This window comes from Actinoalloteichus hymeniacidonis (genome assembly GCF_014203365.1).
Lineage (GTDB): Bacteria > Actinomycetota > Actinomycetes > Mycobacteriales > Pseudonocardiaceae > Actinoalloteichus_A > Actinoalloteichus_A hymeniacidonis.
Genome location: NZ_JACHIS010000001.1, coordinates 748750 through 774406, shown reverse-complemented (window position 1 = coordinate 774406; position 25657 = coordinate 748750). Strand labels below are relative to the sequence as shown.

Sequence of the window (25657 nt, the reverse complement as noted above, 5' to 3'; positions counted from 1 at the left end):
AAGGAGCCGCCCCCAGGCACGGAGCCGCGTCGCTTGCACACCCAGGGTGACATTCGTCGAGGCTGGTGGGCGGCGAAAGCGAGCAGGCAGGAACGCCCTCAGCGGAGGCTGTCCACCTGCCCCACGATCACCACCCGTGACATCACTCGGGCGCCGTCACCAGCGGTGATGGAGATGTCATGTACCGGCAACGAATGGACCTGTCGCTCCGCAATTCGGACAGTTAGCGTGACAAACGACCTTGCCGTGTCCCCAGGAGGGCGTCCATGCCGACGAAAGAACCGACAAGACGATTACTCGCATTACCGCTGGCCGGTGTCCTGCTCGCCGGGACGGCCCTGCCCGCCGTGGCGAGCGAGGAACCGACGTCCGCCGACGCCGCGTTCAGCCTGGAGAACGGGGTGAGCGCCCCGATTCACTCCTACGCCGACGCGATCCGCGAGACGGTGTGGGTGGATATCGGCTTGGACGGGGACCGGGATGGGGTCTCAGACCGGGTCGCCGCCGACATCATCCGGCCCAGTGAGCCCGCCGCCGCAGGCGAGCAGGTGCCGGTGATCATGGATGCCAGCCCCTATTACTCCTGCTGTGGCCGGGGCAACGAGAGCCAGCTCAAGACCTACGACGAGGCTGGCCGTCCGGAAGGCTTCCCCCTCTTCTACGACAACTATTTCGTGCCGCGCGGCTATGCGACCGTGCTGGTCGACCTGGCGGGCACCAACCGCAGCGAAGGCTGTGTCGACGTGGGCGGCCCGTCCGATGTCACCTCGGCGACCGCCGTCGTGGAGTGGCTGAACGGCGCCGCCACCGGCTACACGTCGCCGACCGGCGATGACCAGGCCTCGGCCGAGTGGTCGACCGGCGCGGTCGGCATGATCGGCAAGTCCTACGACGGCACCATCGCCAACGGCGTCGCCGCCACCGGCACCCCCGGCCTGAAGACGATCGTGCCGATCGGCGCGATCAGTTCCTGGTACGACTACTACGGCTCGGACGGCGCGGCGTTCCGCAATTCGCCGTCCGGGCTGGCCAGGACGGTGGAGCAGGGCGGCCGAGCGGACTGCGGCCACGCCAAGGCCGCACTCGACGCGGGTGCGCCGACGAACGGTGACTGGACCGAGTTGTGGGAGGAACGCGACCACACCAAGGACGCCGCCAACGTGCAGGCCAGCGTCCTGGCCGTGCACGGCCTCGGCGATCTGAACGTCAAGATGATCCACTTCGGGCGCTGGTGGGAGGCGTTGGCGGAGCACGACGTGCCGCGCAAGGTCTGGCTGACCCAAGCCGGTCACGTCGATCCCTTCGACTTCAGGCGCGAGGAGTGGGTCGACACCCTGCACCGCTGGTTCGACCGCTGGTTGCTGGAGGTGCCCAACGGCATCGACACCGAACCCGCCGCCACCATCGAGCGCGCGCCGGATGTCTGGGCCGACGAGCCGGTGTGGCCGCCCGCCTCCACCAGGAATGTCGAGTTGAACCCGCGCCCCAGCAGCACCGATGGCCTCGGACATCTCGGCAGGCACTCGCAACCACCGGATGAGACACAGTCGATCGAGCGCGGCGCGGGCGGCAACCAGTTCGCCTGGGCCGAGTCCCCCGATCAACCCGCCGACGACCGGCTGCTCTTCTACACCCCGCCGCTACGCCACGATGCCCGGATTGCGGGCACGGGCGAGGTGACCGTGTCGGTGTCCTCCTCGCTGCCGGTCGGACACCTGACGGCGACCCTGGTCGACTACGGCCCCAACACCACCCGCGACTATCTGGGCAGCGGCGAAGGCATCCGCACCCTGACCAGCAGGTCATGCTGGGGCGAGAGCACATCCTTCGACAGCGCCTGCTACCGCGACACCGAGACCACCACCGCCGAGGTGGATCTGGAGATCTTCGCCCGAGGCTGGGCGGACATCGCCAATCACTCCTCCCCCACCGAGGGCGAGCCGCTGGAGCCCGGTCAGAGCTATGACGTCACCTTCCGGCTCTCCACCACCGACCACGTGGTGCCCGAAGGCCATCAGCTCGCGCTGATCATCGGCGGCAGCGACTCCCGCTACCTCCGAAACCCCGGCGGCACACCCGCCCTCACGGTCGGCCTGCGCGGGACCAGCGTCGACGTGCCGCTGGTGGACGGCCAGATCCACTTCGAACGGGCCCGCGAGGAACCGCCGACGGTGCGCGAACACCGCGTCCCCGATGAGCCGACGATCCTGATGAACGGCGACCAGGTTCGGCGTTAGTCAGGGATTGAGGTTGTGGGCACGCGGGCCGTCGCCGATTTCTCAGCGGCGGTTCGCGTGCTTTTCTCGTTGCTCGGTGCCCAGCCTGGCGAGGCGCAGGCTACGGTGATCACGTACAAGCTGAACTGAATACGCACCGACATCGATGGCAGGGAAAAGCTGAGATGGCGTCGACCCGAGCAACGGAATCACCAGGTCAAGAACAGATAACGGCCTTCTGAAACCGCAGGTCGCGAAAGGGTCCGCTCCGCGCAGGCGGAGGTGAGCCCGCCCACGCGCCCTTCTTCGTGGGGTCGACCTGGTCCGCTCCGCGCAGGCGGAGGTGAGCCGTTGCTTGCGCCCAAGTCCATGGGACCTAATCCGTCCGCTCCGCGCAGGCGGAGGTGAGCCCCGGGCAGGGGGCCGCCGGTGCCCCGGCACGGGGTCCGCTCCGCGCAGGCGGAGGTGAGCCCTCGCCGTCGACCATCACCCTGCGAGATCCACTGTCCGCTCCGCGCAGGCGGAGGTGAGCCGTCCTTCCAGGTCATATAGGTGACTCGGTGCGCGTCCGCTCCGCGCAGGCGGAGGTGAGCCGTTCCCCGCTTCGATCTGGTCGACCTTGGACGAGTCCGCTCCGCGCAGGCGGAGGTGAGCCGCCGTCCTTGTCGTTGTTTCCACCGCAGTTCCGGTCCGCGAGACCGGAAGCACACCACCTCGATGTCAGCCCGGCACGTCCATCCGCTGGGTGCCGATGACCGACAGCAGGCGCAGCGCTTCGTCCGAGGATGAGCCGGGGGCTGCGGTGTAGAGCACGACCTGTTGGTCGGTGTCGGTGATGTCGAAGCCGTCGCAGTCCACGGTGATCGCGCCCACCAGCGGGTGGTGGAAGGTCTTCTTGAGCGCGGGTGCGGTGCAGACGTCGTGGGATTCCCAGAGTCGGGCGAACTCCGCGCTGCCCGCGAGGAGTTCGGCGACGAGTTCGTGGATCTGCGGGTCGTCGGGGTAGCGGGCCGAGGTGGCGCGCAGTCGTCGGGTAGCGGCCAGCGCGAATTCCTGGACGTCCGACAGGCCATACGCACCGGCGTCCGGACGGAGGAAGACCCAGCGGATCAGGTTGCGGTCGCGGGGCGCCAGGGCGGAGAAGTCCTCCATCAGGGCGGCGGCGAGCGCGTTCCAGGCAAGGACCTCGTAGGTGGCGGACAGCACGATCCCGGCAGCATTGGGCAGCCGATCCAGCAGGTCACGGATGCTCTGCCGAACCTCCCGCGTCGGCCCGGTACGTGGTCCGAGCGGGGCGCCCGCGAGCCGGTGCAGGTGGTCGCGTTCCGAATCCGACAGGCGCAGCGCGCGGGCGACACCGGCCAGCACCTCGCCGGAGGGGCGCGGCGCGTTGGCCTGTTCCATCCGCGTGTAGTACTCGGTCGAGATGAACGCGAGCTGGGCGACTTCCTCGCGCCGGAGTCCCGGTGTGCGGCGGCGGGTTCCGGCGGGAAGTCCCACGTCGGCGGCGGTGATGCGTTCGCGTCGGCTGCGGAGGAAGGCGGCCAGCTCTTGTCGGTCCACCAGGCCAGTGTGCGTGCGGGTTCGGCGGCTCAGCCAGGTATCACCGATGTCTGGTTACGCGCCGGCACCCGGCACAAGCTCGAAACCATGACCACCACATCGAACATCGACATCACGCCCTCAGCCGGTCTGCTCGCGGACAAGGTCGCCTTCGTCTCCGGCGCGGGCCGGGGCATCGGCGCGGCGGCGGCACGCCTGTTCGCCAAAGAAGGCGCGGCGGTGCTGCTCGCGGCGCGGACCGAGAGCCAGCTCGCCGCCGTGACCGAGGAGATCCGGGCGGCGGGCGGCCGAGCCGATTACGTGGTCTGCGATCTGTCCGAAGCGGACAGTGTGCGCCACGCCGTCGGTCAGACCGTGGAGCACTTCGGAAGACTCGACCTCGCCTTCAACAACGGCGCCATCGGACTGCCACCCGGCCCGTTGGATCAGATGGCGGAAGCCGATTTCGACCACGTGTACACCGTCAACCTGCGGGGCGTGTGGCTGGCGATGTCGGCCCAGGTCGCCGCGATCCGCGCGACGGCCGGCTCAGGGGCGATCGTCAACGTCTCCAGCATCGGCAGCCACGGCAGCAACTCGGTGTTTCCCGCCTACGGCGCGATGAAGCGGGCCGTCAACAGCCTGACCGAATCGGCCGCCGTCACCTATGGACCCGAAGGCATCCGGGTCAACGCCGTCGCTCCGGGCACGACGCTCACCGAGATGATCAAGGGCTGGGAGGAGAACACCCCGGGCATCGTCGACCAGCTCAACGCCCAGACCCCCTTGGGCCGCGCCGCCCAGCCGGACGAGGTCGCCGAGGCGGCAGCCTGGCTACTCAGCAACCGCGCTTCCTATGTGACCGGTGCAGTGCTCCGCGTCGATGGCGGCGCGCGGGTGTAAGACGACGGTGTCGGTTCGGGGCGGCTTGTTCCCGTGCCGAGCCGACACGGCCGATCTCCGTGCGCGGGTGGGCAGGCTACGGTGAACACCGCACCACAACTCAAAATCAACGGCATCCGTGGCAAGGGGCTGCTGAGATGGCGCCGACCCAGACAGTGAAATCAGAAGGTCAAGAACAGATAACGGCCTTCTGAAGCCGCAGGTCGCGAAGGGTCCGCTCCGCGCAGGCGGAGGTGAGCCATGGGGCTAGTGCGGTTTCGTGGGGTCGGTCCGGTCCGCTCCGCGCAGGCGGAGGTGAGCCGCTCGCGATTCCTTTCCGGATGTACCCCGGATCGTCCGCCCCGCGCAGGCGGAGGTGAGCCGTCCCTGGCGCGTTGTGCGCGGGATTTCGTGGCGTCCGCTCCGCGCAGGCGGAGGTGAGCCACCGCAGTTGATGCACTCGTCGGCGGATTCGTCGTCCGCTCCGCGCAGGCGGAGGTGAGCCGCGTCCGCTGAGTCCGACGTCTGACACGCCGTGGTCCGCTCCGCGCAGGCGGAGGTGTGGCGAACGACAGGAATGCGTTCGCTCGGTCGGCCGAGCGGCGTCGGCTTCGCTACTCAGTCCGACGCCGCTGGTGGCCGGAGTGTCAACTCATGCGGTCGGTCTTCACCGCGTTGAGGAAGGCGCCGAAGGAGGCCGGGTTGACCATGAGAGTCCCACCGGCCCGGTTCTTGGTGTCGCGGATGCCGACCAGTTCGGACCCGCGCCCGATCTCGACACAGTTCGAGGTCGAGCCGCTGCGGGCGGCTTTACGCCATGTCATGGGGTGTGCGGTCATCATGCTCCTGCTCCGTCTCCAGGCCGCTCTTCGCAGCATAGCCAGGGCTCAATCAGCAAGCTCCGCCGATGATCGATCACCAAGGCTGTTGGATTTGATCGCATTGAGGAAGAAACCGAACGCAGCGCAGTCGACGATAAGAACCCCGCCAGCTCGGTTCTTCGTGTCCCTGATGCCCACCTGCTCAGCGGCATGTCTGATTTCCACACAGTTGCTGGTGTTCTGCGAGCGGCGCGACTTCCGCCAGCCAGCGTGCTCAACGAGGCGCGTCATGGTGTCGTCTCCAAGTCCTTGATGACATCGGCGATGAACTCGATCGATGCCTCCGGGCTCATCGCCACACTCATGACCGTATCCAGCGACTCGCGGTACGCCTCTACGTCGTCCAACTCGTGAAAGAAGAGCGCGCTTCTCCGGTTTTCGATGTGGACGATCGGGTCACGCGTGTCGGGGAAGGTAAGCAGGTCGAACGAACCTTCGAGATCGGGGCTCCAACCAGCGGAGTGGGGAATGATCCTCAGATCGACGGTAGGGAGAGAAGCCTCGTCGATGAGCACACGCAGTTGACTGACCAGCACCGTGCGACCGCCGACCATCCTGCGTAGCGCGCCTTCACCGAGGATCGCAAGAACCTTCACCGGTCGATCCCGTCGGGCGTAGACCTCGCGTCGCCCGATCCTGACTCGAACTCGTGTCTCCACCTCGTCCTGAGGTACGCCACCGCCGCTCATGATCGCCCGCGCGTAAGCACTGGTTTGCATGAGACCGGGAATCAGCAGCGGCGAAAGGCAAACGATCTCAGCGGCGTCGCGCTCCGCTTCGAGCAACGCGGTCAGTGCCCGTCTCTGCTCGGGCAAGCCCGCGGCGATCCACTGTCGGTTCGCTGTGCTCCGCGCCATCTCGACCAGCTCTTCGCGTTCTTCCTCCGGCACTCCAAGGACCGCCAGAACCGCAGCAACGTCAACCGGTCGCGGCGAGCGGGCGCCCGATTCCCATCGACTCACGGTGGAGGCGGTCAGATGCATCTTGAGTGACAGCGCACGCGCGCTGAGCCCGACATCCTCCCGAGCTCGGCGCAGCGCAGCACCGAGCGCAACAGCCTTGGGCGTGGGCGTGACAGTCATGCGACGCAGCGTATCGACGTCTAGATCTCTTCCGATTCGCCCAATCGTGGACTTGTTCCACATGTTTCCAGATGGTGACATGGACACAATCGGAAACATCTGGCAACCCAGCTCGGACTCCGAAAGGGTCTCCATGACATGCAGCTTTGAGATCTTCGGTCGCACATTGCATCGCTCGACCATCTCGGGGCCGAATCTCCGCTCTCTACCGAGAATCGGCTGCCCGCCCCGGCACCGCTCACCGGGGGCTTTGTGACCGGGCTACTGGCGATCGGGCTCGGGCTCCTGGTTATCGGTTCCGCGTTGGCGTTCTGGGGTTATCGGCCGCCGAAGGCGCGGCCGGTCCGAGCCCACCGAAGGCGTTCGCGCCCGCATTCGGTGTCGGTGCTGTCGATTCTGGCGCGTTGTGCCGCCGAGGCCGGGTCTTCCCTGGCTGTCGAATTGGAGGTTTCATCGTGAGGTCTTTTCGCGATCCGGCCCAGTGGTCGGAATGGGTGCCCGCCGTGCTGCTGGGCACACCGTCTCGATCGATGTGGGTGGCGGTGAGCTGCAACCGAGCCCAGGGACACATCCTCGTAGAGGGCCATCATCCGGCGCGGCGGCCGAGCCTGGCCGCCCTCACCACAGGCGCTACGACGGAGGTGATCAACGCGCTGCGGTATCGACGGCGCCGGGACATCACGGTGCCCGCCATAGGCAACGGCCTGGAGGATCGAGAACTGCTCGTCGCCGATCCGGGCGATGAGAGCGCCCTGGTCACCATTCGCAACACGCAGTCGATCCTGGGCCGCTGGTCCGTCCACACCCACCGGTTGCCGGAGTTGTGTTGGGCGCTGAAACACGCCCATGGACTGGTCAGCGGGACAGAATCCGCCGCCGCAATCGTCCCGACCGACCTGGCCGCGACCATCGCCGGTGGTGCGCCGTGATGCCCGACCGGCCGTGGTTCGTCCGCAGCGTTCGGGCGTGCGACACCCATCGCGCCGCCAGCGAACACTGGACCCGTGATGACCGGATCAACGTCCGCCCAGACTGCGACCCGTCGACCACCTTCACCGCTCTGAACCGCACACCGATCGCGCTGCCCTATTACGACGAGCAACGGTGTCCGGCCTGTCTGACCATCGCCCGACCAGCACGGCAGCGACTGTCGGCGGTGGTCCGATGACCATCACCACGTTTGCCATGGTGGGCACGCTCCGGCGACTGCCCGCGCTGCGAGTTCGTCCGTTCCTACTGGCCGAACTGCGATCCCGGCGATGAGCGGCCCCGCAGAAGAACCGATGCTCATCGAGCAGGACGTGTGTCCGATGGTCGGCCTGATCCTCGACCGACACCTCGTCTTCGTCGACACCGGCCAACCCGTTCCCACCAGCGGCGATCGGGTCACCGCGCTCTGTGGAACGCCCGTCACCATCGGCCCACGCCCTGCCGAGGTACTACCGGGCATCCCCGCCACCCACGCCGCCGACTGTCCCGATTGCCGTGTGGTTCTCGAAGGCCGACCACCGGAAATCGACACCGTCGACGAGGTCATTCGGTTGTTTCTGCGCCGTACCTCGGCGACACCGGTCCATATCGTGGAGATCGAGGCGACGACCACCCCGAGCCCCATGCTCATCGCCCGCTGCGGCGAGGTCTTCGACGGCACCGCAGACCAGGTCACGGCAGGCGACGGAATGCCCTGCACGCTATGCCTGCTGCTGTCGTTATCCCGAATGAGAAAGCGAGAGTCGGCACCGAGGTGGACGCGGTTCGACAATTCGTGCCGTGTTCGGCATAGCCATTGCCGATCCCGCAGCGTCCTGCCCAATGAGCTACGTTATGCGGCGATGACTACCGGGACGGCCTTGCGCCACACGCGGATTGGTGACCCGGTGCTCCACTGAGCGCCGTACGGGCCGGGGCCGGCCCGCTATCGATTTGCGGATCCGACGCCGTTGCGCGGGCTCCGCCTCCTGTCGTGTTGCCGAAGCACACGACACGTCAACCACGACAGGAGAACTCATGCCCAGCAAGATGCTGCACATTCCCACCGAAGACGGTCAGGCCGACGCCTTCGCTGCTTTCCCCGACAAGGGCGGGCAGCACCCCGGGGTGTTGATGTACGCGGATGCCTTCGGAATTCGTCCCGCACTGCGGGAGATGGCCCGCGAACTGGCCGAGCACGGGTACTACGTGCTCGTTCCCAACTTCTTCTACCGGCAAGGCCCCACACCGGTGATCGACCTTCCCGAACACATCGGCGAAGACGTCCGGCCTGCACTCGTCGATCGGTTCATGCCCCTGATCGAGGCGCACACCGCCGAACACGTCCTGAGCGACGCCGACGCCTACCTGAAGTTCCTCACCAGCCAACCCGAGGTCAGCGCCGGTCCGGTCGCGGTGACCGGCTACTGCATCGGCGGTCTCCTAGCGATGCGCACCGCCGTTGCCCATCCCGGTCAGGTGGCCGCATTGGCCAGCTTCCACGGCCCCGTGGGCGCCGACGGACCCGACAGCCTGCACCGCCTCACCTGCGCGGTCCACTTCGGTCACGCCGAGACGGACCTGACGACCGAGGATCTCGGCGAACTCAACCGAGCCCTGGATGCCGCAGGTGTCGACTACACCTCCGAGATCTACCCCGGCACCATCCACGGCTTCACCATGTCCGACACCGACGCCTACAACCCCGCCGCCCTACAACACCATTGGGACCGGCTGCTTCCCCTGCTCGACCGCACGCTGGCCGGCAGCTGAGTACTGCATTGCGCCGGGAGAATTACCCAAGCCGCGCATGAGCCGTCATGCGGGCCGCAGCTGACACCTTGAGCGGCCCGCATGACGGCGCGGCATTCTCCATGCGGCTCCCGCCTCACCATCTACACGTCGCAAAGGTTCGCTCCGCGCAAGCGGAGGCGAGTCGCTGCGATCCAGCCGCGCCAAGCAACCCCAACGAAGACCAGGGACCATCCCATGAACACGAATCCGGACAACCGCCCCAGCGAGAGCGTCGAGAGCGAAGAGGTCCGTCAAGCCCGCCGTGCGGCACTGGACGAACTCACCCGCGTCGCAGCCGGAAACGGCTCAGCCGATGACACCAACCACTTCATCCCGACCCGCTAAGCCACCACCTTGAAAGCCACGAAAGCACGTCGGCGCGCTGATCGAGAAACCCAGCGCAACCGACGTGCTCCCGGCGACTAGTTCCTAACCCAGATACCCGAACAACCCGTTCCACCGCTGTTGGTCGCCCTCGGCGGCGGCGATCAGTACCTCGGGGTCGATGCGGACGATCTTGCCGCTGTCTGCCGTGGGCAGTTGTTGGGACAGGATCTCCGGGGGTTCGACGTCGCCCCTGGCGGGGAATTCGCCGATCTGGCGGAAGACGTCCTGCCCGCGCTTGGACAGGTTCCACTCTAGGAACAGCTCGGCGGCGTCGGTGTTGACGGCCGCGTCGGTCATGCCGACGAAGTAGTCGTAGGCCGCCATGCCCTCCTCGGGGATGACGAAGTTGACCGGCGCGTTCTTGCTGGCCGCGATGTTGACGCTGCTGACCACCGCCGTGGCCACCGGGATCTCGCCGCGCGCCAGGCTTTCCAGCGCGGCACTGGAGGAGTCGAAGATCCTGGGGTTCTGGTCGGCCAGCGTGGGCAGGAAGTCCTCGCCGAGGTTCTGCTCTTGGAACCGGTTCAGCGTCAGCGAGCTGCCGCCCGCGCCGACCTGGGTGATGCCCAGGTCGTCCTTCCACTGCTCATCGTTGAGGTCGTGCCAGGACTTCGGCGCGTCTTCCTCGTCCACCAACGCCGTGTTGTAGGCGAAGGTGTAGAGCGGGTTGAACACCCGGTAGAAGTCGCCGTCGAAGTAGCGGACGGTCTCGTCCATGTTGTCGTAGTCGGCGACCTCGTAGGACTGGAACACGCCTGCCTCGCGCATCCGGCTGGCGATGTCGAAGTCCGAGGTTCGCACCACGTCGGCGCCGAGTCTGCCCGCGCCCTGCTCACTGAGCACCCGCTCGGACAGCCGGTTGGGCACCAAGCGCACGAGGTCCACCTTGATGCCGGTGTCCTCCTCGAAGACCTTGATGACCTCTTTCTCGCTGTTCTCCACGTAGCCGCTGTACAGCGAGATGCGGCCCTCCTCCTTCGCGGCGGCCAGCTCCTCGGCGTCGGCGATGCGTTCGCCGTTGATGACCAGGCCGTCGGAGGTGTCGACCTCCGCGCTGGAGTCGACCACCGGGGTGAACTGCGGCGGCGCGCAACCCGCGGCGACCAGCGAACCCGCGACGGCGAGACTGGCGAGGATTCGGATCTTTCTCATCGCGCACCATCCACGGTCTTGGCACCCAGGGACTTCGCCAGCACCGCGATGATCAGGATGACCACGCAGTAGAGCAGGCTGATGGAGGCGGCGCCCTGCATCGCACCGTTGTCGTAGTTGTCGAAGATCAGGATCGACAGCAGTCGGGTGTCCGAGGTGAACAGGAACAGGGCCGCCGACAACTCACGCATACACAGCATGAGCAGCAGCAACACCGTCGAGACCATGCCGACCCGCATCAAGGGCAGCGTCACCCAGGACACCGCCTTGGCGCGGCGGGCACCGAGTAGCACGGCGCTGTCCTCCAGATCCCGATCCACCTGCAGGATCGACGAGGTCACCCCGCGATAGCCCTGCGGCAGGAACACCGCCATGAACGCGATGACCAGCACGAACACCGTGCCGTAGATCGGCAGTGGGACGACCAGCCAGGTCCACAGCAGACCGAGGCCCAGCACGATCGCCGGGACGGCCAGTGGGGCCATCGCCACGAACTCCAGGATTCGGCGGCCCGGGGCGTTCGTCCGGTAGACGGTGTAGGCGACGACGAAGCTGATTCCGGTGCCGATCACGGCTGCCAGGATCGCGGTCACGGCGCTGTTGCCCGCCGATTGCAGGAAGTCGGACGAGATGACGAGTTGCCCGAGGTTCCAGAACGACAGTGCGCCCGGCTCGGCCAACTGGCCGATCGAGGAGACGTACGGCGAGTTCTGCAAGGCCGCGATCAGCAGCGCGCCCACCGGCAGCACCACCGCGAGCAGGAAGTACAGCATCGCCAGGCCGAACATCGGCCACTTCCAGCGCCCCAACGACACCAGCTTCGCCTTGACGCCCTTACCGGTGACGGTGGTGAACTTCCGCCGCATCACCGCGCGCTGTTGCAGAGCGGTGACCACCAGCAGCACCGCGGTCAGGGCGATCGCCACCGCCGCCGCCTCGGTACCGCGCGAGGGCGAGGCGTTCATCAGTCGGTAGATGAAACTCGGCAACGTCTCGATCTGGCCCGGGTTGCCGATCACCTGCGCGACCGGGAAGTTCTCCATGGTCAGCGCGAAGATCAGCACACCGGAGCCGAGTATCGCGGGCATGGCCAGCGGGAACGTCACCCAGCTCAGGGTGCGCCGCCGCGTTCCGCCGTGCACGAACGCCGCCTCTTCGAGGTCGGGGTTCATCAGCGACAGCGCGCCGTGGACGAGTAAGAAGGCGTAGGGCGCGTAGTACAGCGCCAGCACCATGATCAGGCCCGGCATGCTGTAGACGTTCAGCGTGATGTCCAGCCCGATGCCCTGGAACACCAGGTTCAGGAAGCCGGTGGCCGGGCTGCCGAGCAGCGACCAGGCCAGCGCTCCGACCAGCGAGGGCAGGAACATCGGCGCGATGCCGACGAAGTAGAGGAACCGCTTGCCCGGCACGTCGGCCCGCGCCGCCAGGAAGGCCAGTCCGCAGCCGATCGCCATCGCGAAGACCGAGGCCAACGCGGCGATCAGCACCGAGTTGCCGAGGGCGCCCAGCGCCTCGCCGGATCCCAGGATCGCGAAGTTGTCGAAGGACAGCGAGTCCACCACCGAACCCGGCCGGGGGACGTTGTCGCTGAACGCGGCCAGTGCGATGAACAGCATGGGGACCACGACCAGCACCCCGAGCACTATCAGCAGCACTCCGGTCGGCAGGCCGTGGCGGACTCTGCGCAGCACGGATCTCACGCCGGCACCTCCGAGGGCAGCACCTGCACCGCCGCCGGGTCGGCCGAGGCCCACACCTGTTCGCCGACCGACAGCAGCGGGGCGGAGCCCTTGCCGACGACCGCGTCCAGCTCCGGGCCGCCCTTGAGCGCGATCCGGTAGCGCACCGAGGCGCCCTGGTAGGCGACGACCTCGACCCGGCCGGGCCAGTCGTTGCCGCGCTGCGACGCCTCGCCGCTGAGCTGGATGTCCTCGGGCCGGATGCAGGCCTTCGGCTTGGTGACGCCGTCCGACTGGGCGTTCGTGGCCAGCACCTCGACCTCGTGGCCGGTCAGGCCGTAGAGGGTGCCGCCGTCCCTGGTCCCACGCGGGGCGCAGTCGAAGACGTTGGAGACGCCGAGGAAGTCGGCGATCGAGGCCGACACCGGGTTCTCGTAGATCCGCTCCGGCCGGTCGATCTGCACGATGCGGCCACCCTGCATCAGGGCGATCCGGTCGGCCAGCGCCAGTGCCTCCGACTGGTCGTGGGTGACATAGACGCAGGTCAGGTTGAGTCGCTGCTGGATCTCGCGCAGCTCCAGCCGCAGCCGGTCCCGCAGTCGCGCATCGAGGTTGGACAGCGGTTCGTCGAGTAGCAGCACGCTCGGCCGCATGACCAGGCTCCTGGCCAACGCGACCCGCTGCATCTGTCCACCGCTGAGCAGGCTGGCGCCCCGGTCGGCGAACTCGCTGAGGCCGACGATGTCCAGGGTCTCGTAGACCCGCTGCTTGATCTCCGACTTGGGCAGCTTCTGCTGCTTCAACGGGAACGCGACGTTCTGGAAGATCGTCCGATGCGGCCAGACCGCGTAGGACTGGAAGACCATCCCGACGTTGCGCTTGTTCGGCGGCACCTGCACGCCACGCTCGGCGTCGAATACGACCTGGTCACCGATGGTGATCCGCCCCTTGACCGGGGTCTCCAGACCGGCGACGCAGCGCATGGTCGAGGTCTTCCCACAGCCGGACTTGCCGAGGAGGACCACCGACTCGCCGTCCTCCACGGTGATGTCGAGGTTGTCGACGGCCACGGCGCTGCCGTAGGCGAGGGTGATGTTCTGCAACTGAACCTTCAAGACAGCTCCCTTGCTGTCGGGCCGCTGTGTCAGCGCACGCGTTCCCGTAGTAGGACCGGAACGAGGAGTTCCGCGGTCGCGATCCGCCTTGCGGCACGGTGCAGGGTCACCGCGTGTACCGCTTTCGCGTCGTCGAGTTCGATGTCGACCTGCACCACGCCCACCGGGGTGCCGAGTCGGATCGAGGTCTGGGAGGGACGACTCTCGGCCAGTGTCGCTGGGAGAGCGCCGGATGTCAGCACACCCGTTGCAACCGCTACTGCCGAGGTCAGACCGATGGAGGGGTGTGGGGCGTGCATGGAGACCATCCGCACGGCCAGGTCGTAGTCGGCCCCGGAGATCTCGACCCCGGTCGAGGTTCGGTAGTCGCCGGGCGGGCCGACGACCCCCACCTTGGGCACGGCGTGTCGGACGGGGTCACCGGGTGCATCCAGTCCCATCCGCAGCGCTGCGGCGCGCCGCAGCGTGCTCAGCTCCGGCACCCGCTTGGCGAAATCGGCGATCGATTCGAGGCCGGACAGGCCCATCGAGGCCGCGTCGATGAGCATCGCGGGCGCCCCGGCGTCGATCAGGGTGGCGTCCACGGAGTCGACCCGGTCCACCGGGTTTCCGGTGGGCAGCAGCCTGCCGGTGCTGGTGCCCGCAGGTCGTAAGAAGCCGAGCGCGACCGGCACCCCCAGGGCGGCCGAGCCCGGAACGGACTGTTCGCCCAGTTCGGGAACGATCCCGTCCGGGGTGGGGACGGTCGTGGTCAGCACGGCGCCGGTGTTGCGGTTGCGCATCGTGACCACGCTGGCAGGCGCGGTCGGCGCGACCAGGCCGGTCTGTAGCGCGTACAGGCCGACGGCGGTGGCGCAGTTGCCGCAGTTGCTGCCCCATTCGACGCCGTCCACGCCGATGCCGACCTGCGCGAAGAGGTAGTCGACGTCGATGCCCGGGTCCTCGGAGCGGCGGACGATGGCTGCCTTGGACGTCGTGGAGGTCGCGCCGCCGACGCCGTCGATCTGGCGCGGGTCAGCGGAGCCGAATGCCGAGGCGAGGATCCGATCCAACGACGGCTCGGCGGGGATGGTCTGTTCGTCGAACATCCAGCACTTACTCGTCCCCCCTCGCATCAACGTCCCTGGTAGGCGCAGCACCCGGCAGCCTCCTCTTGAAGTTCGCCCGACTTACGGGTGTAGAGACTGCGCCGAACAGAGGCTTCACTACAATCACGAAGAAGTACGGTCCCGTTCAGTTTTGCTTAAGGCTCGAGGTCATGACGCTCGACGTACGCCGGATGTTGTTACTCGCCGAAGTCGCAGGCCACGGCTCGATCACCGCCGCCGCGCAGGCGATGGCCTACACCGCGTCCGCGGTCTCCCAGCAGATCGCGAAACTGGAGGTCGAGGCTGGTCAGCCACTGTTGGAACGGCATGCGCGCGGCGTGGAGCTGACGCTGGCCGGGCGGGCCGTGGTGGAACATGCCCAGCGCATCGACCGGCAGTTGCGGGCGGCTCGGGCGGAGCTGGACGACATCGCCGGGCTGCGGTCGGGCGAACTCCGCATCGGCTCGTTCCCGACGGCGGGCTCCTCGCTGCTGCCGCTGGTCGTCCGCAGGCTCGGGCGGGCGCATCCGGCCGTCAGCATCGTGGTGCGCAGCGCCCAGTTGGCGGGCTTGCGCAACATGCTGGAGAGCCGGGAGATCGAGCTCGGACTGCTCTGGGATTACGACTGGTCGCGGGTCGACGACCCCTCGCTGGCGCTGACCCCGCTGCTGTCCGATCCCACCGCGCTGATCGTCTCCCAGGATCATCCGCTGGCCGATCGGACCTCGGTCAACCTGCGCGAACTGGCAGGCGAGAGCTGGATCACCCGCGCCGACGCCCACCCGGTCGCCGAGGTGCTCGCCCGCAGCGCGCACGCGGCGGGCTTCGAGCCACAGATCGCCTTCCACGCGCACGACTACCAGGAGGCCCAGGCCATGGTGGCGATCGGCCTGGGCATGGCCCTGGCCCCGAGGTTGGCGCTGACCAACCTGCGTTCCGGGATCGCGGTCATCCCGCTGACCTCGGCACCGACCCGCCGAATCCTGCTGGCCCGACTCGCCGCCCGGCGGCCGACCCCGACCGAGACCGCAGCCGAGCGGGTGTTCGTCGAGGTCGGGCAGAGCCTGGCCGCCCGCGCGGCCACCCGGATCGATCACCCGGGCGCCGCCACGACACAGCTGCCGCCTGCTTGAGTTCCTCGGATCCGACCGGACCGATCTGGTCATCGCCTCGAATCGGTTGTCACCCAAGCCCACCCGGACCCGACAACGCCCGGACTAGAGTCCCGGAACTGTGCGTTTCATTCTCGCCTCGGCCTCACCGGCCCGGCTCAACGTTCTGAAGACGGCGGGGATCGAACCCGTCGTCCGCGTCTCCGGCGTCGACGAGGAGGCGATCATCCAGAACCTCCGCAAGGTCGACCCGGCCCGGCTGGTGGTGGCGCTGGCCGCGGCGAAGGCCGAGGCGGTGGCGCTGGCCGTGGCGCAGGAGTTCCCGGACGCGGTGATCGTCGGCTGCGACTCGATGTTGGCGCTAGACGGCCCCGACGGGATCGAGGCCGTGGGCAAGCCGGGCACGGTCGAGATGGCCCGCAAGCGCTGGCAGCAGATGGCAGGCCGTAGCGGCGAGCTGTTCACCGGCCATTCGATCATCCGGCTCGAAGCGGGCAAGACCGTCAAGACCGCCGAGGGCATCGCCGGGACCACGGTGCGGTTCGGCAGCCCGAGCGAGGCCGACCTGGAGGCGTATCTGGCGACCGGCGAGCCGCTGGCGGTCGCGGGCGCCTTCACCCTGGACGGCATGGGCGGTTGGTTCGTCGAGGGCATCGAGGGCGACCCGTCCAACGTGATCGGCATCAGCCTGCCGCTGACTCGCAAGCTGCTCGACGCCGTGGACGTCAACGTGGTGTCGCTGTGGCGTTAGCCGGGAACGGCGAGGAGGTCGCCGCCGCCCCTGGAGTCGATCCGCACCGCACCCGCCTACTGGGCGTGGACCTGGCCCGGTGTCTGGCCGTGCTGGGCATGTTCGTCGCACACGTCGGCCCGCATCCCCGAGAGGGTGGTTCCGGCGCCGCGCTGTGGATCTTCCACGGCTTCCCATCGGCGTTGTTCGCGCTGCTGGCCGGGGTGTCGTTGGCACTGCTCACGGGTGGTTCGACCCCGGTCGGCGGCGCCGATGCACGCACCGCGCGGCAACGCATCCTGCTGCGCGCCCTGCTGCTGTTCCCGCTCGGGTTGATCCTGGCCGCGCTGGGCACCAACGTCCTGATCATCCTCTGTTACTACGCGATCTACTTCGTGCTGGCGCTGCCGTTGTTGTGGCTGCGGCCGCTCTGGTTGGGCCTGGTCACCGTCGTGACGGCCGTCGGCGGGCCGGTGCTGTCCTTCTTCATCCGGGGCGCCGTCTCCCCCACCTCCCGGCCCTACGAGTACGGGACCTTCGGCGGGGCGGACGGCGACGGACTGCTGGCGCTGTTCCTCACCGGCACCTATCCGGCCCTCACCTGGCTGCCATTCGTGTTCGCGGGCGTGGTGCTGGGCAGGCTCGACCTGCGCAGGCTGTCGATCACGCTGTGGGTGGGTCTGACCGGTGCGGTCGTCGTCGCGGTCGGCTACGGGGGCTCCTGGCTGGCCTCGACGACCTTCGGCGCCCGCGACCGGCTGTACGAGTTGCTGGCGGGCGGCTCGCCGGGGCTGCTGGGTCCCGATCCGCAGTTGGCTCCCCAGGCCGCCGAGGCGCTCGACGAGATGATCCGCTGGGGGATGTTGGGCACGGTGCCCACCGACGATCCGGCCTGGCTGTCCATCGCCGCCCCGCACTCCGGCACGCCCTTCGACGTGGTGGGTTCGACCGGTGTCGCGCTGCTCGTCGTCGCGGTGTGTCTGCTGTTGACCCGCAGTGGGCTCCTCGCCCGGCTGCTGAGTCCGCTCACCGCCGCCGGGTCGATGCCGTTGACGATCTACAGCGGCCACCTGCTGGTGTTGGCGATGATCGGCCCGATCCCGGACGAGCTGGAGTGGCCGATCTTGCTAGGGCTCATGGCGGTGACCGTGGTCTGCGCGTTCGTCTGGCGCCGATTCCTCGGTCGCGGACCCTTGGAGATGGTGTTGCACTCGTTCACCACTCGGGTGGCTCCCGGTCGCACAGACGCTCACACACCGTAACCGTTAGATTCTCGTAAGGTGAGATAGCCCAAACAGGTCTCGCCCAGCAGTGTGATCACCCCTACAGTCAGCGATAAGAGGGAATTTCCGCACCCGAACAGACGTGGATACCAGCGTTATGCGCTTCTTGATGCGACGACCGCTGCTGACCAGCCGCCGACACGTGGATCTCTGTCGGCAGGCCAGCGCCGTCTGTCCGGACTGACGGCCCACCCCAGACCGGTTTCACAGATCGGCCAACCCGTCACCCGCGATCTCGCTCGGAGCGTCCCGTGTCAAGCACGCCTGCCCAGGCCACCTCGGCCACCCGGAAGAGACCCTTCTCGATCCCCCTCGCCGTTCAGATCCTCATCGCGCTCGCCCTCGGTGTCGTACTCGGCTTAACCGCCAGGGCATTCAGCTTGGAGTGGCTCACCGTCACCCTGCAGACCCTCGGTTCCACCTTCGTCAGCCTGTTGCAGGCCACCGTGGTGCCGCTGGTCTTCACGGCGATCGTGGTGAGCATCGCCAGCCTGCGGAACCTGGGACGGGGGCCCGGCGCGGTCGCCAGGCTCGGCGGCAAGACGCTGCTGTGGTTCGCCACCACCGCGTTCATCTCGGTGCTCATCGGCATCGCCACCGGTCTGATCAGCAACCCGGGCCGGGGACTGGACATCCAGCCGGACCCGGCGGCCGTCGAGTCCCTGGCCGAGCGTGAGCCGGGAACCTGGCTCGACTTCGTCACCGGGCTGGTCCCGAGCAACCTCTTCGCCGCCTTCGCCGAGGGCGCGGTGCTCCAGGTCGTTGTGGTCTCCGTACTGGTCGGCGCGGCGGCCTACAGCCTGGGTAGCAAGGCGGAGGCCTTCGTCGCAGTCAACCGCTCGGTGCTGGAGATCGTGCAGAAGGTCCTCTGGTGGCTGGTGCTGCTGGCGCCGCTGGGCGTGCTCGGCCTGATCGGTCGGGCCGTGGCGACCTACGGGCTCGGCGAGACGCTCGCCCCGCTGGCGCGGTTGGGCATCGGCGTCTACGTGGCCTGCTTCATCGTGCTGCTGGGTGTCTACCCGCTGCTGCTGCGGTTGTTCGCCGGGGTGCGGCCGAGCATCTTCTTCCGCAAGGTCTGGCCCGTGCTGCAGTTCGCCTTCGCGTCCCGCTCCTCCGGCGCCAGCCTGCCGCTGAGCAGGCAGACCGCCATCAACCTCGGTGTCGACCGGACCTACGCGGACTTCGCCGTGCCGCTGGGCGTCACCACCAAGATGGATGGCTGCGCCGCGATCTACCCGGCCATCGCCACCATCTTCATCGCCCAGGTCTACGGCGAGACGCTGAGCTTCGGCGACTACCTGTTGATCGCCCTGGTTCCGGTGGTGGCCACCGGCGCGAGCGCGGGAGTGGCGGGTTGGTTCACCGCGTTGACGCTGACCCTGAGCACCGTCGGCCTGCCCCTGGAGGGCATCGCCCTGGTGCTGGCCATCGACCCGATCCTGGACATGATCCGCACCGCGACCAACGTCGCCGGTCAGATCACCATCCCGGTGCTGGTGGCGCGCAGCGAGGGCCTGCTCGACGACAAGGTCCTGAACTCCACCGAGCAGCACCTGCTCGACCCGAGGTCGACCGACTCGGCAGCGCAGGACGTGGCCGACAAGGCCGACACGGATGGGGAATCGAACGAACCCGAAGGTGCTTCACCAGCGGATTCGGGCAAGGTCGGTACCTCCAACGGTCGCTGATCGTACAAACAATGAGGTAAACAATCCTTCAGGCGTAGGCCCTGCTCGGGGCGCCTCCTAGACTCGGGGTCGAGTCACGTCTCGTGAAGCCCGCAGGCGGCAGGCCGCCGGGACGAGGAGGAAGCAACTGTGCCCGATTCGGCAAACCAGCCCGAGCAGGTCCGCGTACGCCCCTTGCAGAAGGTGCTGATCGCCAACAGAGGCGAGATCGCCGTCCGGGTCGTCCGCGCCTGTCGCGACGCCGGATTGGGCAGCGTCGCGGTCTATGCCGATCCGGACCGGGACGCGCCCTTCGTCCGGCTCGCCGACGAGGCCTTCGCGTTGGGCGGCACCACCGCCGCCGAGAGCTACCTCGACATCGCGAAGGTCATCGACGCCGCCCGGCGCAGCGGCGCGGACGCGGTGCACCCCGGATACGGCTTCCTGTCGGAGAACGCCGAGTTCGCCCAGGCCGTTCTCGACGCGGACCTCACCTGGATCGGCCCGACCCCACAGGCCATTCGCGACCTCGGCGACAAGGTGACCGCCCGACACATCGCCCTGCGCGCGGGCGCGCCACTGGTGCCCGGCACCAAGGAACCGGTGTCCGGCCCCGAGGAGATCCTGGACTTCGTCGCCGACCACGGCTTGCCGGTGGCCATCAAGGCGGCCTTCGGCGGCGGCGGCCGGGGATTGAAGGTCGCCCGCACCACCGAGGAGATCCCCGAGCTGTTCGACAGCGCCGTGCGCGAGGCGGTGAGCGCCTTCGGACGCGGCGAGTGCTTCGTCGAACGCTATCTGGACCGGCCCCGCCACGTGGAGGCCCAGGTGCTGGCCGACCAGCACGGCAGCGTGATCGTGGTCGGCACCCGGGACTGCTCGCTGCAGCGCCGCCACCAGAAGCTCGTCGAGGAGGCCCCGGCGCCGTTCCTGTCCGACGAGCAGCGCAAGACCATCCACGAGGCGGCACGGGCCATCTGCCTGGAGGCCGGATATCACGGTGCGGGCACGGTGGAATTCCTGGTCGGGACCGACGGCACGATCTCGTTCCTGGAGGTCAACACCCGTCTCCAGGTGGAACACCCGGTGAGCGAGGAGACCTCCGGACTCGACCTGGTGACCGAGCAGTTCCGCATCGCGGCGGGCGAACGCCTGACCCACGAGGGCGATCCGACCCCGCGCGGCCATTCGATCGAGTTCCGCATCAACGGCGAGGACGCGGGCCGCAACTTCTTGCCCGCCCCCGGAACCGTCACCCGCTTCATCGCGCCGGCAGGCCCAGGTATCCGGGTGGACGCGGGTGTGGAGAGCGGCAGCGTGATCGGTGGTCAGTTCGATTCGTTGCTGGCCAAGCTGATCGTCACCGGTAGCACCCGCGAGGAGGCGTTGCGCCGGGCCCGCCGCGCCCTGGACGAGTTCGTCGTCGAGGGCATGGCCACCGTGCTGCCGTTCCACCGCACGGTGGTCGACGATCCCGCCTTCACCGCAGTCGACAAATTCTCCGTGCACACCAGGTGGATCGAGACGGAGTTCGAGAACACCATCGCCGCGTTCGAGAACCCGTCCGAGGCCCCCGATTCCGCCGAGGCCAGGCAGAACCTGGTGGTGGAGGTCGGCGGTCGGCGATTGGAGGTCTCGCTGCCTGCCGGATTCGCCGCGGCGGCCCCGGCTACGAACGGCGTGGCCGCACCCCGCAGGCGTGGCCGGAACAAGAGCGCCGTGGTGGCCTCCGGCAATGCGGTCGCCGCGCCGATGCAGGGCACCGTCGTGAAACTGGCCGTGAGCGACGGCGCCCAGGTCGCCGCGGGCGATCTGATCGTCGTACTGGAGGCCATGAAGATGGAGAACCCGGTGGTGGCGCACAAGGCGGGCACCGTCAGCGGACTGAGCTCGGAGATCGGTGCCACGGTCAAACAGGGCAGCGTGCTCTGCGAGATCAAGGACTGATCACCGCAGCCGCGACGGAAACATTGCCGAGCGCGTGGTCCCGATCCGGCCGCAGGCGACGTAGCATCCTTAAGCGTGGAGGACTTCTCGTCGCCGGAGCTGCGGATCGGGGATGTCGAGCGCGAAGAGGCGATCGAGGTCCTCGGGACGCATCTGTCCGCAGGCCGGATCGACATCACCGAGTACGGCGATCGCTGCGCTCGGGCATCGACGGCGCGGGTCCGTGGCGATATCGCCGCCGTCTTCGCCGATCTGCCCGCCCCACGCCCGAAGTTCCTGACCACGCCGGTGCGGCCGGTGACGCCACCGCCCGTCGCTCCCGCCAGGCCCGGCGTGCCCCGAAGGGGCCGGGCGCAACGGAATCCGGTGGACCGGGCGCTGCTGACGGTGGTGTGGGTGGTCGCGGCCATGATCGCCATCGCGACCAGGAATCTGTTCATCCTGGCGTTGCCCTTGGCGCTGACCGCGATCCTGCGTTGGCGCTGACCAGGCCGATCTCGTGCGGTGTCGGGTCGACTACCGTATGGATATGTCGGAACGTCGTCTCACCGTCCTGACCCGGTGCGGCGTCGGTGTGGCCGTGTTGGCCACGCTGGCCGCCTGTACCAGCGAGGTCGACGGCCATGCGGCCCATACCGAACCGCCGCATCTGTCCGCGCCGTTGCCCAGCACCACGACGCCATCGGTGGCGCCGCGTCCGCACGAGGTCGATCTGACCGATGTCGACCCGTGCACGATCCTGACCGAGGCGCAACGAATCCAGTTGGGGTTCGACCGGCCGCCGCAGTCCGGAGTGGAGGATGGTTTCGGCGATGCCGCCACCTGCAGTCTTCGCAACAGCGCGAGTCGGATCGGCACCCGCATCGCCCTGGTCACCATCGAGGGCGTCGGGGTCTGGACCGACGACACCGCACAGGTCGACGTCGAACACGTACAGGTGGTGGATTTCCCCGCATTGGTGGTTCGAACGCCAATGGTGGACACGGTGTGCAACGTTGAAGTCGATGTAGCCGAGGGACAGTTCCTCGATGTGCTTTATCGCGACGATGGTTCGGAGCCTCCGTTGCCGCAGGATCAACTCTGCGCGGGTGCACAACGAATCGCAGAGGTCTCGATGGAGTCTTTGATTGCCGCGAAATGAGACATATCCGCTGGCAGCGTCAAGGTTTACCGTGTGCTACCACGCTATGAATGCGGACCACTCCACAGTGTCATGATTTCGGGCTAAGGTGAGTCGATCGACGCCGCTGGAGGACAGATGCCATCCACTCCCATTTCCGGCTCCGAGTCGACGCTGCCCGAACCAGGCGGCGCCGTCGGCGACGACCAGCTCTATGTGGAACCGGAGGCGATTCCGGAGATCACCCGCTCACTGCAGGTCGCGCTCGATCAACTCGGCCCGCAGATCGAAGGTGCTTTCAACGACCTGCGCATCGTGCCGTGGGCAGGCGACCCCGTCAGTGCGGCGGCCGCCGAGCAGTTCAACGAAATGTCCTTCGGTGGCAGCGAAGCCGCATTCAACGCTCTCTGTGACTACCGCGATCAACTTCAGTCGGCAGCCGGATCGTTGGAAGAGGCCGAACAGCAATACCGCCTCATCGAGGACGACAACACGAATCTCCTGGAAGCAAACGGCTGCTGAACAACTCACGTCGGGGGTGAGCTGAAAGCATGAGCGGCGGACACCGCTGGAACGGCTACACGCACAGAGAGCTGTACGAGAAGATCAATTCGGGGCCGGGTCCGGCGGCATCGGAGGCGTCGGCGGATCGATGGCTCGAGGTGGCACGCACCTTGACCGTGATCAGCGGCGATGTGCAACGCGCGCTGAGTAAGTCGCACACGCGCTGGCGCGGTCAGGCCGCCGAGAACACCAGGGCCGGGCTGGGCCCGTTGGGCGAGTGGGCCCTGGCGGCGCGCAGCAGCGCGGAGACGATGCGGGCGGCTGCGGAACAGCAGGCGGAGAACATCGGCAAGGCCAGGGCCGACATGCCCGCCCCGGTCAGCGTGCCCTCCGGTGAGCCGGGTCCGGCCGGTGGACTGCTCTCGCTGTTCAGCGGTCAGGTCGACTTCGAGATCCGCGAGGCCCTCAGCGAGGCCGCCGAGGAGCGGGCCTTCGAGGTGATGGCCAACTACGAGATCAGCACTGCGGGCAACACCGGGTCGATCACGCCCTTCACCCGGCCGCCCGACGTCGTCGTCGCCACCCCGGAACCGCTGCGGGGCGAGGCAGGGGCCCACATCCCCTCGGCTCGGTCCGCACCGCCGTCGGTGAGCCGCACCGCGCCGACGACGAACCGTCCGCAGCCCGGGAACCGGCAACCGGCCAGAATCCCGGCGCCGCAACCGCCTGCCACCAGATCGGCCCCGGCGCCGCAGCGCAGCGCCGCCGCTTCCGCTGGCACGGCACAGAAGCCGTCCGCATCCCAGCCGCCCGCACCGGCGCAGAACGGGCAAGCCGCGCCGCAGGCGGGCAATGGCGCCCCGCGCGGGGTAGCCGTGACCCCCACGGCGGCCAACACCGTGGGCGCGCCCGCCGTCGCGCATTCGCCGGTGAGCGCACCGGTCGCGCCGATCGGCGGCCTCGGGCCCGCCATCACCGGGATCCCGCATGCCAGGGTGGCGGGCGACATGGCGGGCACGCCGGGCCGGTGGGCCGTCGCCCCAGCGCCGAACTACCTGGAGTCGACCGGCGACATGTTCGGCGAGAGCTTCCTGGTCAGTCCGCCGGTCCTCGGCGAAGGACCCGCGTGACCGATCTCGACGTCGAGAGCGATCCAGCGCCGATCATCCTGTCGGCGCTGGAGTTCGACGTGCTGTGGGAGCACCTGAGACCGGGGCGGATGCCGCTGGTGGTCAAGGTGCCCTCCCCCGGCAAGACGCACGAGGAACGCACTCGGCTGGCGATGCGGGTGTGGTCGACGCTGGCCGAACGGGGCCTGGGCAGACCGGGCGCGCTCGACGACGGACTGGTCACGTTGCTCACCGCGTTGGGCAGACCGGACCTGGAGTTGGACGGCCGACTGTGGTTGTCCGGTCGCAATGTCCGGGTACTGGCCGCCATCTCCGGCGAGACCGGTGTCCGGGCGGTGCTCGACGGCGAGGAGCTGCGGCTGAGTCCCGTCGTCCGAACCGGGTTGACCAGGGCGGTGTTGGACGTGCTGCCCGCCCGGCCCGCAGGGGCCGGGAACTCCGTCACCTTGCGCAGTGTCGACCTGGATCGGGCGGCCGCCGAAGCGGGTCGAGATACCGACGCACTGGCCAAACGCCTGGCCGGTGCGGATATTCGGCCCGCCGACGCGGAACTACTCGGCAACATGGTGAGCGCGGCGGGCGACCGAGGGCAATTCGGCTCGGCGACTCGCAACGACTGGGGGCGCAGGCTCCGGGCTCCCCGGGTGGTGGCGTACTTCGACACGCCGGCCGGGCGATATCTGCAATCACGGCGCGAGGCTCCCGACGGAACCGAGTGGAGCACGGTGGCACCCGCCGACTTCCGCCGGTTGTATCACCAGGTGCAGGAGCTGCTCACCGATCCGGTCGAACAGAGCGAGGACTCCGCACTGTTCATCTCCTAGCCCGCAGCGCCGGTCCGCCCCGCCATTGGTGTCGGGGCACGAAGCGGAGCACGATGGCCGATCAGGGACCGATCCCGGTACACGGTCGAGTACGGATCTCGGTCGGATAGTCGCTGGGCGCACCGGCGGCCTCGGCGGCGTCGGCGATCACGCCGAGATACCTCGCAGACGGCAGGCCGCCCTCATAGGCGTCGAGGACGTAGAACCAGGCCAGCGTGGACCGCTCCAGCGTGTCGACCCGCAGTCTGACCTTGCGGTGCATCCACAGCTCGGAGCCCTCCCAGCGGTCGAGCTGCTTCTCGTCCTCGGCGCTGACGTCGTAGAGAACCACGAAGACCTGTGATTCCGGGTCCTCGACGATGGTGGCGAGCGCTCCCTCCCAACCGAGGTCCTCGCCACCGAAGGTCAGTCGCCATCCCGCGAGCCATCCGGTGCCCGCCATCGGCGAGTGCGGGGCTCGCTCCATCATCTGGCACGGATCCATATTCGATCCGTACGCGGCGTAGAGCGGCACAGGTGACAGCCTAGCCCGACCGGACCCCGCAATACC

The 25657-nt window shown here is 68.1% G+C and carries 27 protein-coding genes and 2 CRISPR repeat arrays; of the genes, 18 read left to right on the top strand and 9 right to left on the bottom strand.

What is annotated here, in order from left to right; all coding sequences use genetic code 11:
• Positions 1-266 precede the first annotated feature (266 nt).
• Positions 267-2237: a Xaa-Pro dipeptidyl-peptidase gene (locus BKA25_RS03585; protein ID WP_069852149.1), complete on the top strand. Its 1971-nt coding sequence runs from the start codon at positions 267-269 to the stop codon at positions 2235-2237.
• A gap of 240 nt (positions 2238-2477) precedes the next feature.
• Positions 2478-2871: a CRISPR direct-repeat array (repeat unit 28 nt; unit sequence GTCCGCTCCGCGCAGGCGGAGGTGAGCC).
• 65 nt (positions 2872-2936) lie between these two features.
• Here the strand turns inward: BKA25_RS03585 and BKA25_RS03580 are convergent.
• On the bottom strand, positions 2937-3779 hold the full coding sequence (locus BKA25_RS03580) for a helix-turn-helix transcriptional regulator (RefSeq protein ID WP_069852151.1): 843 nt from the start codon (positions 3777-3779) through the stop codon (positions 2937-2939).
• An 87-nt stretch (positions 3780-3866) separates the two neighbouring features.
• Here BKA25_RS03580 and BKA25_RS03575 point away from each other — a divergent pair, with 87 nt between their 5' ends.
• Positions 3867-4661: an SDR family NAD(P)-dependent oxidoreductase gene (locus BKA25_RS03575; RefSeq protein WP_069854070.1), complete on the top strand. Its 795-nt coding sequence runs from the start codon at positions 3867-3869 to the stop codon at positions 4659-4661.
• Between the two features lie 211 nt (positions 4662-4872).
• Positions 4873-5206: a CRISPR direct-repeat array (repeat unit 29 nt; unit sequence GGTCCGCTCCGCGCAGGCGGAGGTGAGCC).
• A gap of 81 nt (positions 5207-5287) precedes the next feature.
• Here BKA25_RS03575 and BKA25_RS03570 read toward each other — a convergent pair.
• From BKA25_RS03570 to BKA25_RS03560, 3 genes are read right to left on the bottom strand one after another with little or no spacing between them, the layout of a single operon-like run.
• The gene (locus BKA25_RS03570) at positions 5288-5479 is read right to left on the bottom strand and encodes a DUF397 domain-containing protein (RefSeq protein WP_069854071.1); all 192 of its coding nucleotides are present in this window, start codon (positions 5477-5479) and stop codon (positions 5288-5290) included.
• A gap of 48 nt (positions 5480-5527) precedes the next feature.
• Positions 5528-5752 carry a DUF397 domain-containing protein gene (locus BKA25_RS03565; RefSeq protein ID WP_084643384.1) on the bottom strand — a complete coding sequence of 75 codons (225 nt, stop codon included), beginning with the start codon at positions 5750-5752 and terminating at the stop codon, positions 5528-5530.
• A complete protein-coding gene (locus BKA25_RS03560; RefSeq protein ID WP_069852153.1) occupies positions 5749-6603 on the bottom strand; it encodes a helix-turn-helix domain-containing protein in 855 nt (284 codons plus the stop codon). Before BKA25_RS03560 ends, BKA25_RS03565 begins: the two co-directional genes overlap by 4 nt.
• Before the next feature lie 455 nt (positions 6604-7058).
• On the opposite strand from BKA25_RS03560, the gene BKA25_RS03555 reads away from it, so the two are divergent.
• From BKA25_RS03555 to BKA25_RS03535, 5 genes are all read left to right on the top strand, one after another.
• The gene (locus tag BKA25_RS03555; protein ID WP_157421275.1) at positions 7059-7532 is read left to right on the top strand and encodes a hypothetical protein; all 474 of its coding nucleotides are present in this window, start codon (positions 7059-7061) and stop codon (positions 7530-7532) included.
• Positions 7532-7771: a hypothetical protein gene (locus BKA25_RS03550; protein WP_069852159.1), complete on the top strand. Its 240-nt coding sequence runs from the start codon at positions 7532-7534 to the stop codon at positions 7769-7771. Before BKA25_RS03555 ends, BKA25_RS03550 begins: the two co-directional genes overlap by 1 nt.
• Positions 7772-7862: 91 nt before the next feature.
• Positions 7863-8492 carry a hypothetical protein gene (locus BKA25_RS03545; RefSeq protein ID WP_069852161.1) on the top strand — a complete coding sequence of 210 codons (630 nt, stop codon included), beginning with the start codon at positions 7863-7865 and terminating at the stop codon, positions 8490-8492.
• A 118-nt stretch (positions 8493-8610) separates the two neighbouring features.
• A complete protein-coding gene (locus BKA25_RS03540) occupies positions 8611-9345 on the top strand; it encodes a dienelactone hydrolase family protein (RefSeq protein ID WP_069852163.1) in 735 nt (244 codons plus the stop codon).
• Between the two features lie 216 nt (positions 9346-9561).
• Entirely contained in the window at positions 9562-9711 is a 150-nt protein-coding gene (locus BKA25_RS03535) for a hypothetical protein (protein WP_157421276.1), read from the top strand.
• An 84-nt stretch (positions 9712-9795) separates the two neighbouring features.
• Here the strand turns inward: BKA25_RS03535 and BKA25_RS03530 are convergent, their stop codons facing one another.
• Genes BKA25_RS03530 through BKA25_RS03515 form a run of 4 tightly spaced genes read right to left on the bottom strand, consistent with a single transcriptional unit; the run spans position 9796 to position 14841 of the window.
• The gene (locus BKA25_RS03530) at positions 9796-10905 is read right to left on the bottom strand and encodes an ABC transporter substrate-binding protein (RefSeq protein WP_069852164.1); all 1110 of its coding nucleotides are present in this window, start codon (positions 10903-10905) and stop codon (positions 9796-9798) included.
• Positions 10902-12608, bottom strand: coding sequence for an ABC transporter permease (locus BKA25_RS03525; RefSeq protein ID WP_236750383.1), 1707 nt, complete (start codon positions 12606-12608; stop codon positions 10902-10904). Before BKA25_RS03525 ends, BKA25_RS03530 begins: the two co-directional genes overlap by 4 nt.
• Positions 12605-13702, bottom strand: coding sequence for an ABC transporter ATP-binding protein (locus BKA25_RS03520; protein ID WP_069852166.1), 1098 nt, complete (start codon positions 13700-13702; stop codon positions 12605-12607). Before BKA25_RS03520 ends, BKA25_RS03525 begins: the two co-directional genes overlap by 4 nt.
• Before the next feature lie 29 nt (positions 13703-13731).
• Positions 13732-14841, bottom strand: a complete 1110-nt coding sequence (locus tag BKA25_RS03515) for a PrpF domain-containing protein (protein WP_084643385.1) — start codon at positions 14839-14841, stop codon at positions 13732-13734.
• A 119-nt stretch (positions 14842-14960) separates the two neighbouring features.
• On the opposite strand from BKA25_RS03515, the gene BKA25_RS03510 reads away from it, so the two are divergent.
• From BKA25_RS03510 to BKA25_RS03465, 11 genes are all read left to right on the top strand, one after another.
• Positions 14961-15923 carry a LysR family transcriptional regulator gene (locus BKA25_RS03510; protein ID WP_069852170.1) on the top strand — a complete coding sequence of 321 codons (963 nt, stop codon included), beginning with the start codon at positions 14961-14963 and terminating at the stop codon, positions 15921-15923.
• 100 nt (positions 15924-16023) lie between these two features.
• Entirely contained in the window at positions 16024-16653 is a 630-nt protein-coding gene (locus tag BKA25_RS03505) for a Maf family protein (protein WP_069852171.1), read from the top strand.
• The gene (locus BKA25_RS28260; RefSeq protein WP_069852173.1) at positions 16644-17894 is read left to right on the top strand and encodes a DUF418 domain-containing protein; all 1251 of its coding nucleotides are present in this window, start codon (positions 16644-16646) and stop codon (positions 17892-17894) included. Before BKA25_RS03505 ends, BKA25_RS28260 begins: the two co-directional genes overlap by 10 nt.
• A 118-nt stretch (positions 17895-18012) precedes the next feature.
• The gene (locus BKA25_RS28580) at positions 18013-18099 is read left to right on the top strand and encodes a putative leader peptide (RefSeq protein ID WP_375791877.1); all 87 of its coding nucleotides are present in this window, start codon (positions 18013-18015) and stop codon (positions 18097-18099) included.
• A gap of 67 nt (positions 18100-18166) precedes the next feature.
• On the top strand, positions 18167-19603 hold the full coding sequence (locus tag BKA25_RS03495) for a dicarboxylate/amino acid:cation symporter (protein WP_084643386.1): 1437 nt from the start codon (positions 18167-18169) through the stop codon (positions 19601-19603).
• 129 nt (positions 19604-19732) lie between these two features.
• On the top strand, positions 19733-21529 hold the full coding sequence (locus BKA25_RS03490; protein ID WP_069852175.1) for an acetyl/propionyl/methylcrotonyl-CoA carboxylase subunit alpha: 1797 nt from the start codon (positions 19733-19735) through the stop codon (positions 21527-21529).
• Between the two features lie 75 nt (positions 21530-21604).
• Entirely contained in the window at positions 21605-22015 is a 411-nt protein-coding gene (locus BKA25_RS03485; protein WP_069852177.1) for a DUF1707 SHOCT-like domain-containing protein, read from the top strand.
• A 43-nt stretch (positions 22016-22058) separates the two neighbouring features.
• Positions 22059-22670 (top strand): DUF3558 domain-containing protein, encoded by a 612-nt coding sequence (locus BKA25_RS03480; RefSeq protein WP_069852179.1) that lies wholly within the window; start codon positions 22059-22061, stop codon positions 22668-22670.
• A 117-nt stretch (positions 22671-22787) separates the two neighbouring features.
• Positions 22788-23171 (top strand): hypothetical protein, encoded by a 384-nt coding sequence (locus BKA25_RS03475; RefSeq protein WP_069852181.1) that lies wholly within the window; start codon positions 22788-22790, stop codon positions 23169-23171.
• A 29-nt stretch (positions 23172-23200) separates the two neighbouring features.
• The gene (locus BKA25_RS03470; RefSeq protein ID WP_069852183.1) at positions 23201-24283 is read left to right on the top strand and encodes a PPE domain-containing protein; all 1083 of its coding nucleotides are present in this window, start codon (positions 23201-23203) and stop codon (positions 24281-24283) included.
• Positions 24280-25107, top strand: coding sequence for an ESX secretion-associated protein EspG (locus BKA25_RS03465; protein ID WP_069852185.1), 828 nt, complete (start codon positions 24280-24282; stop codon positions 25105-25107). Before BKA25_RS03470 ends, BKA25_RS03465 begins: the two co-directional genes overlap by 4 nt.
• Before the next feature lie 61 nt (positions 25108-25168).
• Here the strand turns inward: BKA25_RS03465 and BKA25_RS03460 are convergent, their stop codons facing one another.
• A complete protein-coding gene (locus BKA25_RS03460; RefSeq protein ID WP_084643387.1) occupies positions 25169-25621 on the bottom strand; it encodes a gamma-glutamylcyclotransferase in 453 nt (150 codons plus the stop codon).
• Positions 25622-25657: the final 36 nt, after the last annotated feature.